9 protein-coding genes and 2 tRNA genes are annotated in these 11,056 nt (G+C 43.4%); 5 read left to right on the plus strand and 6 right to left on the minus strand.

Annotated features, from left to right (window positions below):
- Nucleotides 1-244 (plus strand): DUF4174 domain-containing protein (locus ACED48_RS20045; protein WP_371726462.1); only part of this gene is annotated, 244 nt, incomplete at its 5' end.
- Nucleotides 245-294: 50 nt separating this feature from the next.
- Here the strand turns inward: ACED48_RS20045 and cobA are convergent.
- The 6 genes from cobA to ACED48_RS20075 all read right to left on the minus strand — a co-directional run bounded on the left by cobA (nt 295) and on the right by ACED48_RS20075 (nt 5,901).
- A complete protein-coding gene (gene cobA / locus ACED48_RS20050) occupies nt 295-1,071 on the minus strand; it encodes a uroporphyrinogen-III C-methyltransferase (RefSeq protein WP_017058223.1) in 777 nt (258 codons plus the stop codon).
- A gap of 296 nt (nt 1,072-1,367) precedes the next feature.
- Nucleotides 1,368-2,183 carry a formate/nitrite transporter family protein gene (locus tag ACED48_RS20055; RefSeq protein WP_017058222.1) on the minus strand — a complete coding sequence of 272 codons (816 nt, stop codon included), beginning with the start codon at nt 2,181-2,183 and terminating at the stop codon, nt 1,368-1,370.
- 111 nt (nt 2,184-2,294) lie between these two features.
- Nucleotides 2,295-2,618, minus strand: a complete 324-nt coding sequence (nirD, locus tag ACED48_RS20060) for a nitrite reductase small subunit NirD (protein ID WP_017058221.1) — start codon at nt 2,616-2,618, stop codon at nt 2,295-2,297.
- A 14-nt stretch (nt 2,619-2,632) separates the two neighbouring features.
- Nucleotides 2,633-5,206 carry a nitrite reductase large subunit NirB gene (gene nirB / locus ACED48_RS20065; RefSeq protein ID WP_017058220.1) on the minus strand — a complete coding sequence of 858 codons (2,574 nt, stop codon included), beginning with the start codon at nt 5,204-5,206 and terminating at the stop codon, nt 2,633-2,635.
- A gap of 469 nt (nt 5,207-5,675) precedes the next feature.
- Nucleotides 5,676-5,749, minus strand: a tRNA-Cys gene (locus tag ACED48_RS20070).
- Between the two features lie 65 nt (nt 5,750-5,814).
- Nucleotides 5,815-5,901, minus strand: a tRNA-Leu gene (locus ACED48_RS20075).
- A 575-nt stretch (nt 5,902-6,476) separates the two neighbouring features.
- Here ACED48_RS20075 and ACED48_RS20080 point away from each other — a divergent pair.
- From ACED48_RS20080 to ACED48_RS20095, 4 genes are all read left to right on the plus strand, one after another.
- Nucleotides 6,477-8,108, plus strand: a complete 1,632-nt coding sequence (locus ACED48_RS20080) for a methyl-accepting chemotaxis protein (protein WP_017058219.1) — start codon at nt 6,477-6,479, stop codon at nt 8,106-8,108.
- A gap of 143 nt (nt 8,109-8,251) precedes the next feature.
- Entirely contained in the window at nt 8,252-9,481 is a 1,230-nt protein-coding gene (alr, locus tag ACED48_RS20085; protein ID WP_017058218.1) for an alanine racemase, read from the plus strand.
- A 243-nt stretch (nt 9,482-9,724) separates the two neighbouring features.
- Complete coding sequence (locus tag ACED48_RS20090) at nt 9,725-10,456, plus strand: AzlC family ABC transporter permease (RefSeq protein ID WP_017058217.1); 732 nt, start codon at nt 9,725-9,727, stop codon at nt 10,454-10,456.
- On the plus strand, nt 10,453-10,761 hold the full coding sequence (locus ACED48_RS20095) for an AzlD family protein (RefSeq protein WP_017058216.1): 309 nt from the start codon (nt 10,453-10,455) through the stop codon (nt 10,759-10,761). Before ACED48_RS20090 ends, ACED48_RS20095 begins: the two co-directional genes overlap by 4 nt.
- Nucleotides 10,762-11,056 lie beyond the last annotated feature (295 nt).

Raw genomic sequence — 11,056 nt, forward strand, 5'->3', positions numbered from 1 at the left:
GGTAATAGCAGAGAGCGGTTACACTGTTCCTACTTGGCTAGAAGAAGAGTTTAACTTAGATGCCGTAACCCGTATTTATGAGATACCTGAAGGTTCACACACCGCTGTGTTGATTGGTAAAGACGGTAAAGAGAAATACAGATGGAGTGGTAAAACAGATTGGCAGAAAATCACCAATATCATTGACGAAATGCCAATGCGCCAACGAGAAATGCAGCGACAAAGTAGTCGCTGCAGTATTTGATTCTTGATTTATTCACTGGCTGATTGTTTATCGGCTTTGAGGTTACGTCGTTAAACTTGCTTGTTAAACCAAGCTAATTTTTCATGAAGTTGAGCCACGCTGCCGACAACAATCAACGCAGGACTTTTTGCAACGCCAGCAAGGTTCGCTAAATCACTCAATCCACCACGGAATACTTTTTGTTCTTGGCGCGTACCGTTCTCAATAATGGCAACAGGCATGTCTGCTCGCATACCGTTATCCAGTAAATTTTTCTGGATGTTCGGGCTCTCTTTTAAACCCATATAGAACACGATCGTGTGATTGTGCTGAGCAAGCGAGCGCCAATCAATATCTTCACCATCTTTCTTTAGATGACCAGTAATGAATTGGACGCTTTGTGCGTGATCTCGATGTGTTAGTGGAATGCCCGCGTAAGCCGTCGCGCCTGCTGCTGCAGTGATTCCGGGTACCACTTCAAACCTCACACCATGCTCAGCTAGGGTTTCACACTCTTCACCACCACGACCAAAGATAAACGAGTCACCACCTTTCAGGCGAACCACATGCTTATTTTCTTGTGCTTTAGTCACCAATAATTGATTGATTTGATCTTGTGGGACACAGTGATGGTCGAGCTTTTTTCCCACATACAGCATTTCTGCATCGGAGTTAGCCATTGCCAAAATATCTTTAGATACCAAGCGGTCATAAACAACCACGTCAGCCTGTTGAATAACACGAGCCGCTTTTAGGGTAAGTAAGTCTGGGTCACCAGGGCCAGCACCTACTAATGTAACCAATCCTTTGGTTACTTCTTTAACATTCGATGACGATACTTCTGACATGCTGTGCTCCGAAGGTTTGCTTGTTTTTTCTCAAGCTTCAATCTATGTGGTAAGTCACTGTATTTGTGATGACTTATCCAAATCCTTAACCCTTAGACTATCAGGTGTTGAGTTAAATATTCTGTCTAAATACTAACGAAGATAGAAGTAATTATAACAAAACAATCTATTGCAGGTATTTTGCTCAATAAGAATCAACACATTAATGGTGCTTAAGGCGTTCGAACAAAAAAGCCCCAAACAATTTGTTGGGGCTTTCAATCCTCAGGCTAAATTACGTTTCACCGTATTCAGATTTACTTAGCACCTAGAGAAGGAGCCGTTTTAGCGTGAGTCAGGTATAGAGGAACACACGTTAACAGTAAGCCACCAACGATGTTACCAAGAATTGTAGGGATAAGGTTGAAGTTCAACCATGTCGCGATACCAAAATCTGCGCCTAGAATCATACCCAATGGGAATAGGAACATATTTACTACTGTGTGCTCGAATACGAGTGCGAAGAAGATGAAGATTGGGAACCACATCATTGCTACACGGCCAGACACTGTACGTGCTGTCATGTTACCAATCACACCTAGACATACCATGAGGTTACAGAAGATACCGCGTACGAAACACGTGATCCACCCGTCCATACCCATGTTTTCAAAACCTAAGCTACGAGCTGTAGAAACCGCAATGAATTTTTGTGCGACTGCATTTGGATCTAAAGAGAAGTTACCAGTCAATGAGATAGCAATCAGTACGGCTACGATGAGAGAACCGATAAGGTTACCAAGGCCAACAATACCCCAACAACGTAAAACACGCCCCCAAGTCACGCCTGGGCGGTTATCAAACTTAGCTAAAGGAGCAAGGCCAAATACGCCAGTGACTAGGTCATAACCCATCACACTTAGAATGACGAAACCAACTGGGAACACTAATGCGCCAACAATGCCGATACCGGTTTGTACAATAGTCGTGATTGCCACAACGACAGCAAGCGAAAGAATGATACCAGCCATAGTGCTTCGAATCAGAAGATCACGAGTACTTGTTTTCGTTTTTGCTTCACCCACATCGATCATCGTTTGAACGAATTCAGCTGGTTTAAAATCAGTAGACATAAGGTTGTCCTTAAAAAAGTTAAAATTGGATAGGAAAAGGCTCTAGTTGCCGAGTTAAGGCAATATCGAGAACTAGAACCCTTGAACTATCAAATCTTACTCATCCGAAGATTAAGCAGAGATTTCTACAGCGCCTTTGGCAACACGAGCTTTATACGCTTTCACATTGAAGTTCTCGTCTTCCATGCACACACCTGTTGCTAGGTTAAAGCGTTGCTTCTTAAGTGGGCTTGCCACCCAAAGCTCTTCTTTGTGCTCAACAATCAAACCACGTGATAACACGTTAGATTGGAAGTATGGGTCTGTGTTGCTAATCGCGAATACTTCTTCAGCCTTAGTTGGGCGGAAGATAGCCACTTGCTCACCACCAACCAATGCACAAACACCTGTACCTGGGATAATGTCTTCGATCTTACAAACTTTGGTAAATGCCATGATGTCGTCTCCCGTTACACAGTTTCTACGTGAATGATGTCGCCCTGATGCCTTGAAGTAATGGCTTCAGAATATTTCTCAGTGAATGTCGCTGGACGGTGTTGTTCTCGACCATCTTCAACAAACACAACGTTATCATCACGGTCATCAGTATTGATGAAGTGTGCAAAGCGCTTAAGTTGAGCTTTGTCGTTGATTGTATCTGTCCATTCACAAGCAAAATTATCGACTAAGCCAGCAATATCAGCTTCAAGTTGGTCGTTGATACCAAGCTTGTTGTCTACAATCACTTCACGTAGGTAATCAACACCACCTTCTAGGTTGTCCATCCATACCGAAGTACGTTGCAGTGGCGCAGCCGTACGGATGTAAAACATCATGAAGCGGTCGATGTACTTGATCAGCGTTTCTTGGTCTAGGTCGCTTGCCAGTAAGTCTGCGTGACGAGGTTTCATACCACCGTTACCACATACGTACATGTTCCAACCTGCGTCAGTCGCGATAATACCTAAATCTTTACCTTGAGCTTCAGCACACTCACGAGTACAGCCAGATACCCCAAACTTCATCTTATGAGGAGTACGGATGCCTTTGTAGCGGTTCTCGATCATCACACCAAGGCCAACAGAATCTTGAACGCCGTAACGACACCAAGTTGAACCGACACATGTTTTCGCCATACGAAGTGCTTTTGCGTAAGCTTGTCCAGTTTCGTAACCCGCAGCGATTAACTTCTTCCAGATTGCTGGTAAGTCATCTTTTTGAGCTCCGAATAGACCGATACGTTGTGCTCCCGTGATCTTTGTGTACAGGTTGTATTCAGCAGCAACATCAGCAAGAACACTTAGTGCTTGAGGTGTTACTTCACCACCCGCCATACGAGGGATAACAGAGTAAGTACCATCTTTTTGCATGTTACCTAGGAAGTTATCGTTAGTATCGTGCAGCTTCACTAGCTCAGGCTTAAGGATGTGTTCACCCCAGCAAGAAGCAAGAATAGAACCCGCTAAAGGCTTACACACTTCACAACCGTAACCTTTACCGTACTTCTCTAGAAGCTCATTAAACGTTTTGATTTCTTCGATACGAATTAGGTGGAAAAGCTCTTGGCGAGAGTAAGCAAAGTGCTCACACACGTCGTTCTTTACTTCTACACCAGCCTTAGCAAGTTCAGCGTTGAGTACTGAAGTCACCAGTGGGATACAACCACCACACCCCGTACCTGCGCCTGTTACTGCTTTGATATCACCAATGGTGTGGTGGCCTTCAGCAACCGCTTGAGCGATCTTGCCTTTCGTTACATCGAAACAAGAACATATAACGGCAGTTTCTGGTAAAGAATCCGCGCCAAGTGTTGGTTTTTCAGCACCCGCGTGAGCAGGAAGAATCAATGCATCTGGGTGTTCTGGTAGGTCGATTTCGTTCAGCATTAGCTGTAGAAGATCGCCGTAGTCAGACGTATCACCAACCATTACTGCACCAAGAAGCTTCTTGTTGTCTTCAGAAACAATTAGGCGTTTGTAAACTTCTGATTCTTCATTTTGGTAAACGTAGCTCTTACAACCAGGGGTACGGCCATTTGCGTCACCGATAGAACCTACTTTCACGCCAAGAAGCTTCAGCTTCGCTGACATGTCAGCACCTTCAAATGTACTTTCGTTACCAACAACGTGGTCAACCGCTACCGTTGCCATTTTGTAACCAGGAGCGACTAGGCCGTAGAACGTTTGGTTCCAAGATGCACACTCACCGATAGCGTAGATGTCTTTATCAGTCGTTTGACAGTGATCGTTAATCTCGATACCGCCACGAGGCGCAATACCTAGACCCATTTGACGAGCAAGTTTGTCTTGTGGGCGAATACCAGCAGAGAATACGATGAAATCAGTTTCTAGCTCGGTACCGTCTGCAAAACGCATTACGTTACGAGCTTCAATGCCTTCAGGAGCGATCTCAAGCGTGTTCTTACTTGTATGTACGTTTACGCCCATACGTTCGATTTTTTGACGAAGTTGGTTACCACCCGCTTGGTCAAGTTGCTCAGCCATTAGCTTAGGAGCAAACTCAACAACGTGTGTTGTCACGCCAAGCGCTTTCAGTGCGCCCGCCGCTTCAAGGCCAAGCAAACCACCACCAACAACAACACCCGACTTAGAGTTCTTAGCCGTTGCTTCAATCGCTTTCAAGTCTTCAATAGTGCGATATACGAAACAGTCTTTGCCTTCGTTACCTTTGATCGGAGGAACGAATGGGAATGAACCGGTAGCAAGGATGAGTTTGTCGTATTGAATTTCACGACCAGTGCTTGAGTAAACGGTTTTCTTTTCACGGTTAACGTTGATAGCACGTTCGCCGATCAGCATAGTGATGCCGTGTTTCTCGTAAAAGCCTTCTTTAACTAAAGAAAGTTCATCTGCAGTATGGTGTGAAAAATAAGAAGAAAGGTGTACGCGATCATAGGCTACACGAGGCTCTTCACAGAACACCGTGATGTCCATGTTAGTCACATCTGTCTTCTCGACTAAATCTTCGATATAGCGATGACCAACCATCCCATTACCGATTACGACTAGCTTCATCTTGCTCATAAGAATTCCTGAAGGTTATATATTTCTTAACTGAGCGAATAATGAATTATGAAAGAAAATGAAAATATGATGTAAATCAATTACGAAATCGAACTACCCAAAAGGGGTAGAACAAAAGAGGTAGGAGAGCCTAATCTTGCATTATTCATAGCGAATAACCATAAGTATGACAAGGTTTAAGGGCGGTATATCGTCACTTTGATGCACGACAGGGTGCGTTGTAATATTTCATAATAGATTAGTAACAACAAAAATAAATAACAATCATTTTCATTTATAACGATAAGATATGTAATAGCGGATGAAAGCGTTACAGAATCATGAGTAACTGTATATAAATGTGAAGAACTTATCGACTTAGTAGACAAGCGTAGGACGATGGTAGAAAACGAAAATATATCAGATAGCAGATAGCAGATAGCAGATAGCAAAAAGGCCAGCATTTTAGCTGACCTTTCAGTTTGAATAATGGAGGCGCCTCCCGGAGTCGAACCGAGGTCCACGGATTTGCAATCCGCTGCATAGCCACTCTGCCAAGGCGCCTTCAAGCCGTGTTTTAAGAGAACGACTCTGTTGATTCCTACCCAACAAGGTAACAATCAAATAGATGGTGCCCCGGGCCGGACTTGAACCGGCACAACGCGAACGTCGAGGGATTTTAAATCCCTTGTGTCTACCAATTCCACCACCAGGGCACGCAATTCTTTATTGCGATAATCGGCACCATAGTCTAAACAGACTTACATCCAATTTTCGTAAAATTACTTTCTCTAGGGTTATTTCCCGAGAACGAGATGCACTTTAACTGATTAAAGTAATGAGTCAATAATAAATTTATTTATTTTATTCAACCGGTTATAAAACAATCTAACCAACGATCTTTCAACCTCACATAGAGCAAGGATAATGCAAAAGGCATCAATACGTATATGGCTTACAAACGTTGTTCATAAAGCAACCAGTTAGCATTGGTTTTCAAGAAAAACATTAACTGTCTTAAACAACCCCCATAATAAATTAAAGCCCTTCACCTAGCACTCATTCATACCAAGCATTAGAACCCATTACTGATAAATTTATAACTAGCATAATCGTAATCTTACAAAATCATTGACATTTTTTATTTTCATTTGAAGCTCAATTCATTATCGAAAATATCAGTAATAAATGGTACGTTACATACGTTGCAGTAATTTAATGGACAAATATCACATATAGGGAAGTGGTTTACTTTGGCGACACAACATAAGACCAACAAGGTATATCACCAATGTCTATCAAGAACCTTTCTATAGCGAAAAAAATATCGCTATCATTTTTACTTATTGCCATTGTCAACATTGCGTTTGGCGTGTTTTTATCTACAGAGCTCAAAAGTATTAAAACTGAACTATTAAATTATACGGATGATACTCTGCCTGCAATGGAAAGAGTAGACGCTATTCGAGATCACATGTCTCTCTGGCGCCGTACTCAATTTGCGACTTATACCTATGAAGACGCTGACAAAATCAGAAATAAAATCGCCAGTAACATTCGCGAACGCGAGAAAATCAGTCAAGACCTACACGCTTACGGTGAGACAATTTGGCCAGGTGAAGAGCAACAAACTTACCAGCGTCTTATGCGTCAGTGGAAACAGTATTTAGTCACTATGGACAAGTACAACGAAGCGATGATGGCCAACGACAAAAGCACGGCCCAGCCAATCTTGGCAAATTCATTGTCTTCGTTTCAAGCGGTTGACTCTGAGCTAGGCGAACTGATTCGACTGCTTAAAAATGCCATGGATAGCAATAAAACTCGTATCCTTTCTTCAGTAAACGGATTAAGCAATTCATCGATCGCGAGCAATATAATTATTCTATTGATTATGGTTGGCATGACGTATGCGCTAACACTGTTGATTTGCGGCCCACTCAAACTTGTTGTTGAGCAAGCAAACGCGATCGCAACCGGTGACTTATCAAGCGATATTGACCGTAAAGCGATAGGCAATGATGAACTTGGTGAGCTAGCTGATGCAACCACGAAGATGCAAGACGATTTACGCCAAGTAATCGACAACGTTATTTCAGCTGTGACTCAGTTAAGCAGCGCAGTAGAAGAAATGAACCAAATCTCTGATATTTCGGCATCAGGTATGAAAGACCAACAGATGCAAATCACGCACGTTGCAACCGCAATGACAGAAATGAAAGCAGCGGTAGCCGACGTAGCACGTAACACTGAAGATTCAGCGAACCATGCTAACGAAGCAAACCGTCGTACACAGCACGGCGTTCGTGAAACTCAAAGCATGGTTGACTCGATTCAAGAAGTTTCAAACGTTATTGGTGCTGCTGGGGATACTGTGGCTGAACTAGAACAGCAATCGAACAAAATTAACGTTATCGTAGATGTTATTCGCGACATTGCCGATCAAACTAACCTACTTGCGCTTAACGCTGCAATTGAGGCTGCACGCGCTGGTGAATCTGGTCGTGGCTTTGCAGTGGTTGCAGACGAGGTTCGAACACTTGCTGGTCGTACACAAGATTCAACCAGTGAAATCACTGCGATCATTGAACAGCTCCAATCGCTTGCGAAAGACGCAAAATCTGCCACAGAACTTTCTAGAAGCAGCATTTCAGAATGTGCAGAACAAGGAGTCCAATCGAAACAACTGATGAGCGACATTGAGCACTCTATTTCTGATATCTCAGACATGGGTAGCCAAATCGCGACCGCTTGTAACCAACAAGACTCGGTTGCAGAAGAGCTTAACCGAAGCATTGAAAATATACATTTGGCCTCTCAAGAAGTATCACAAGGTTCAGATCAAACCGCTCAAGCTTGCCGCGAACTGAGCCAGCTGTCTATTTCTCTTAAAGATGTGATGGGGCGCTTCAAACTAAGTTAATCCGACTCTAAGTTAATCTAGCACTAGGTTAAATCACCGCTCCTCAAAAACGCTCCAAATAACCACTTGGAGCGTTTTACTTCGTCAGGTATTCTCCCAAAAGAATCAATAACATAACCAATAAAAATGCGTACGGAGACTTTATGCACTTAAATAAAACCTTACTAGCACTTACCATCGCCGCGGTAACTTTTGCGCCAGCGATGCAAGCAACAGCAGCCCCTCTTCAGATCACCAATGCCGCAGTAAAAGCAGAGCAAGTTCAAGGTGCTAACGCTTGGTTAGAAGTAAACTTGAGTCAGTTCCAAGAAAATATTGAACAGTTTAAATCACACATGGATGGCAAAACAAAAGTATGCGCAGTGATGAAAGCCGACGCCTACGGCAATGGCATCGCCGGTCTCATGCCGACCATCATAGAACAGAACATCCCATGTGTTGCGGTCGCAAGTAATGCAGAAGCGAAAGCCGTTCGTGATAGTGGCTTTAAAGGTCAACTTATGCGTGTACGCTCTGCTGACATTGGTGAAATTGAAGCGGCAATCGACCTCAATGTCGAAGAGCTTATTGGCAGTACTGAGCAAGCGAAAGCATTGTCTAAGTTAGCAGAAAAAACCGATAAAGAAGTTAAGATTCACCTTGCTCTAAACGACGGTGGTATGGGGCGAAATGGCGTGGATATGACAACCGAAGAAGGTCAACAAGAAGCGCTAGAGATCGCTCAACAAAATGGCGTTAACATTGTCGGTATTATGACTCACTTCCCAAACTACAATGCGGACGATGTTCGTCAAAAGTTAGCTTCATTTAAAAACAGCTCAGCATGGCTTATTAAAGAAGCGGATCTAAAGCGTGAAGACATTTTATTGCACGTTGCAAACTCTTATACCGCGCTTAATGTTCCAGAAGCACAACTTGATATGGTTCGTCCAGGTGGCGTTTTATATGGTGATTTACCGACCAACCCAGAATATCCATCAATCGTGTCTTTCAAAACACGCATCGCATCACTTCACCACCTACCAAAGAATAGTACTGTCGGCTACGACAGCAGTTACAAGACAAGTAAAGAGAGCTTAATGGCGAATATTCCTGTTGGCTACTCTGACGGTTACCCGAGAAAAATGGGCAATACAGCAGAAGTACTCATCAATGGTCAACGTGCTAAAGTTACGGGTGTGGCTTCAATGAACACTACCATGGTTGATGTCTCCGATATCAAAGATGTCGCTCCGGGCTCCGAAGTTGTGCTATTCGGTTCTCAGCAAGGCAAGACCATTTCCGCTGCGGAAATTGAAAATAACTCACAAGTGATCTTCCCTGAGCTATACACTATTTGGGGCACTGCAAACCCTCGTGTATATGTAAAGTAAACTAATTCGGTCTTCCTAACTGAATTATAAAGCGAGCCTCGTGCTCGCTTTCTTATTTAATGGTTTGGCCATGTTATTGATTAAATTCGGCTTTCAAGATTTTATCTTTGCTAACGCTTATGTGTTTTTATCTGCTATATAACGTTTGAAAGCCTATCCAATTGATGTTAAACATGCAGTTCACAAAATAACAACAAGATCCTTCCATGGCTCTGCCCTTTTGCCTGCTGGCTAGGAACCTCTATGACAGAAAATACTCAACACCTTCAACGCTCCTCAACTGAATTACACGAATTTACACGAATCGATGTCTGGAACGGCTTCACCCAACTTTTGCCTCTCTCTATGTTTGTGATCGTTTTTGGCCTCGCATTCGGTGTTGCAGCAGCACAAACAGGGCTGGATGAGTTTCCAACTATGTTAATGAGCACTCTCGTTTTTGCAGGTGCTTCACAGTTTGCTACGTTGGATATGTGGGGAGCAGAAGTGCCCCTTATTCCAGTTCTTATTACCGTGTTTGCGATCAATGCTCGCCACCTTTTGATGGGGGCCACGCTATATCCTTGGTTACGTCAACTCCCACCGGCAAAACGATATGGTGTGATGTTGGTAGCTTCGGACGCAAATTGGGCAATGGCACTCAATGCATTTGGGAGGAAAGAGCCGGGGTTTGGTCTGCTCGTTGGTGGTGGTTTAGCACTTTGGTCATTTTGGATTATTGGTACTTGGGTTGGAATTTACTTTGGTAGCGCAATCCAAGATCCTGTGAGTCTTGGGCTCGATATGGTTATGGGCTGTTTTTTACTTTCCATGGTGGTTGTCGGGCCTAAAAGCTTAAGAATTTTTGCTATTTGGACGACAGCAGCAGCGTCTTCAATGCTGGCGTATTGGTATTTACCAGAAAATAGCCATGTTGTAGTTGGTGCTATCTCTGGCGGAGTTTTGGGTGCTTGTTGGAAGGAGAAAAAAGCATGAATATCGAGACGAGCGTAGGTGGAACACTACTGATAATCATCGCAATGGCATTAGTCACGCTTATCACCCGCTGGGGTGGTGTGTATGTCATGTCGTTTGTTCCAATTAGCGAACGTATTCAACGGTTCATTAGTGCGATGTCAGGTTCTGTATTAGTTGCCCTTCTAGCACCTCTTGCAGTAGAAGGTGACAATGGCGCTAGAGCGGCACTCTTTTCGACAGCTGTCGTCATGTTCATCGTCAAAAAGCCTCTACCAGCAATCGCAGCAGGCATCATTGCTGCGGCGGCAATGCGATCTTTTTAGCTGTTGTCACTACTACGGAACTCCCTCAAATAACGAAGCCACAGCTAAGCCTTGGTAACATCTTTCGATACTATCAAGGCTGACCCAATACCTAAAACACCTGAAAGTGACTGGTATAAATCAAGTGATAAACCATTGAAGAGAAGTAAATTTATTAATTTTCAGATACAAAAAAACCAGCTTTCGCTGGTTTTTAGTTAATGCTTTTAGCATCAAGATATCGTAATTACCATATCTGAATAATTTGGAGCGATACATCGGGTTCGAACCGATGACCTCAACCTTGGCAAGGTTG

The sequence above is a fragment of the Vibrio sp. 5S239 genome (assembly GCF_041439575.1).
Taxonomy (GTDB): Bacteria; Pseudomonadota; Gammaproteobacteria; order Enterobacterales; family Vibrionaceae; genus Vibrio; species Vibrio kanaloae.

What these genes read in the sequence shown, in the direction of transcription:
- cobA (WP_017058223.1), bottom strand. Translation starts at nt 1,071, where the DNA reads ATGTCAGAAGTATCGTCATCGAATGTTAAAGAAGTAACCAAAGGATTG.
- ACED48_RS20055 (WP_017058222.1), bottom strand. Translation starts at nt 2,183, where the DNA reads ATGTCTACTGATTTTAAACCAGCTGAATTCGTTCAAACGATGATCGAT.
- nirD (WP_017058221.1), bottom strand. Translation starts at nt 2,618, where the DNA reads ATGGCATTTACCAAAGTTTGTAAGATCGAAGACATTATCCCAGGTACA.
- nirB (WP_017058220.1), bottom strand. Translation starts at nt 5,206, where the DNA reads ATGAGCAAGATGAAGCTAGTCGTAATCGGTAATGGGATGGTTGGTCAT.
- ACED48_RS20080 (WP_017058219.1), top strand. Translation starts at nt 6,477, where the DNA reads ATGTCTATCAAGAACCTTTCTATAGCGAAAAAAATATCGCTATCATTT.
- alr (WP_017058218.1), top strand. Translation starts at nt 8,252, where the DNA reads ATGCACTTAAATAAAACCTTACTAGCACTTACCATCGCCGCGGTAACT.
- ACED48_RS20090 (WP_017058217.1), top strand. Translation starts at nt 9,725, where the DNA reads ATGACAGAAAATACTCAACACCTTCAACGCTCCTCAACTGAATTACAC.
- ACED48_RS20095 (WP_017058216.1), top strand. Translation starts at nt 10,453, where the DNA reads ATGAATATCGAGACGAGCGTAGGTGGAACACTACTGATAATCATCGCA.